1 protein-coding gene and 1 pseudogene are annotated in these 2,214 nt (G+C 63.2%); one reads left to right on the top strand and one right to left on the bottom strand.

Annotation, left to right across the window (positions count from 1 at the left end; translation table 11 throughout):
• Nucleotides 1-286: 286 nt before the first annotated feature.
• Entirely contained in the window at nucleotides 287-1,849 is a 1,563-nt protein-coding gene (ltrA, locus tag VMT30_02065; protein ID HVQ43729.1) for a group II intron reverse transcriptase/maturase, read from the top strand.
• Between the two features lie 74 nt (nucleotides 1,850-1,923).
• On the opposite strand, the pseudogene VMT30_02070 reads toward ltrA, so the two are convergent.
• Nucleotides 1,924-2,097, bottom strand: a pseudogene (locus tag VMT30_02070) (GcrA family cell cycle regulator).
• Between the last annotated feature and the right edge of the window lie 117 nt (nucleotides 2,098-2,214).

Raw genomic sequence — 2,214 nt, forward strand, 5'->3', positions numbered from 1 at the left:
TAGCGAGTGTTGCGTGGCCCCTGGCGACAGTGGTCACGAAGCGTACACAGCAATTGCATGGGGTGTGGGATTGAGCCACGAAAGATCAGACATCGCAGGGGCCGAGGGTTTTCATTCGCTCGAAGGCAACATGTGCGGCACCGACATGCGAGGTGCTGACGCCCTGCCGGGGTCAAAGGCCACATCACGTGCAAAAGGATTGCATCGGAACCTGGGAGGTCTCGGGTTCGACTGGAGCGGCGCTGCCGTATCCGGTCCGCATCGGGAAGGTGAGGAACCGTAGCCGATGATGCACGAACCCGAGAAGTCGGACCTCGCCATAGTAGCTGTGAAGCCTGCGAACAAAGTGGAACCGCCCGCTCCAGAGCGATCTGCAGCGAAGCGGAAAGCGGCGGAGCCGGTGGAGCGAAGGGCGGGGACCAAGGGAAATGCGGACCAGCAAAGCACGTACCGGACGCAGAGTCGGGCGAGCGTGTCACAGGCGCTGGAACGCATACGGCAAGTCGCGAGGGAAAGAAAGAAGGAGAGGTTCACCGCGCTCTTCCACCACATCAACACCGAGCTGTTGACGGAGGCGTTTTTCGAGCTTGAGAAGAACGCAGCCCCCGGCGTGGATCGGCTGACGTGGAAGGACTACGAGGCAGACCTCGAGCGCAATCTCGAGGACTTGCACGACCGGGTCCAACGAGGAGCGTATCGGGCACTGCCGTCACGACGGGTCTACATTCCCAAACCGGACGGTCGGCAGCGCCCGCTGGCGGTCGCCGCCCTGGAGGACAAGATCGTCCAACGGGCGATAGTTGCACTGCTGAATGCGATCTACGAGGAGGATTTCCTCGGAATCTCGTATGGGTTCCGACCGGGACGCGGCGCGCACGACGCGCTGGATGCGCTCTGTGTCGGGATCGGCAGCAGGAAGGTGAGCTTCATACTGGACGCCGACATCCGGTCGTTCTTCGACGAGATCAGCCAGGATTGGCTGATCCGCTTCCTGGAGCATCGGATCGGCGACCGGCGCATCATCCGCCTGATCCAGAAATGGTTGAAGGCAGGCGTTCTCGAAGACGGGGTCGTATCAGTCAGTGACAAGGGGACTGGGCAGGGATCGGTGATCTCACCGTTGCTTGCCAACATCTACCTGCACTACGCACTCGACCTCTGGGCCGCGCGCTGGCGACGGCGCAAGGCCACCGGCGATATGATCATCGTGCGCTATGCCGACGACTTCATCGTCGGATTCCAGCACCATGTCGACGCCCGGTGCTTCCTGGACGAGATGCGCGAACGGTTACGGGAGTTTGCGTTGTCGCTGCATCCCGAGAAAACCCGGTTGATCGAGTTCGGACGCTTCGCGGCGGAAAGTCGCAAGCGGCTCGGGCTCGGCAAGCCGGAGACCTTCGACTTCATGGGCTTCACCTTCACTTGCGGGAAGACCCGTGCAGGTAAATTCCAGCTTCGGCGGAGGAGCCGGCGGGACCGCATGAAGGCGAAGCTGCGGATGATCAAGGACGAGCTGCGGCAGCGCATGCACCAGCCGATCCCCAAGCAGGGGCGATGGCTGGAGCGGGTCGTGCGCGGCTACTTCAACTATCACGCCGTGCCGACCAATGCGCGTGCACTGGACGCGTTCCGGCACCATGTCACCGACCTCTGGCGGCGCACGCTGCGGCGTCGCAGCCAAAAGGGTCGGCTCACGTGGGAGCGGATGACGCAACTGGCGGACGCGTGGCTTCCCAAACCGATCATCCTCCATCCTTGGCCAAGCGAACGCTTCGCCGTCACACACCCGAGGTGGGAGCCGTATGCGGGCAAGCCGCACGTACGGTTCTGTGCGGGGGGCGCGTCATGAAACACGCGTCCCTACCGCTACTCCGTCGCCGCGAGTTCATCACGCTGCTCGGCGGCGCTGCAGCGGTGGTATGCTCACGCACCCGCCCGGCTGCGCTGCCGACCGACCGACCGATATGCGATGCGCGCGTGCCCCGGGCAATAGGGCAATCCTTTGACTGGCTCGTTCCCGCAGAAGCAGAAGTCCTGGGCGCCCGGGTTGCTGATCGGCCAGCGGCATTTCCCCTGGCTGAGCTCGAGCAGCGTGCATCCGCGTCCGTTGTAGATAGGGATGTCTCCAGCAGGCGGTTGCGGCCTCCGGAACGTCACCATCAGCATCTCATGCTGGGCGAAGATGTTCAGGCGGGACTCTTTGAGCGCCAAGTC

The sequence above is a fragment of the Candidatus Saccharimonadia bacterium genome (assembly GCA_035544015.1).
GTDB lineage: Bacteria > Patescibacteriota > Saccharimonadia > UBA4664 > UBA4664 > UBA5169.

Coding starts and splice junctions, on each gene's coding strand:
- ltrA (HVQ43729.1), top strand. CDS start 287: ATGATGCACGAACCCGAGAAGTCGGACCTCGCCATAGTAGCTGTGAAG.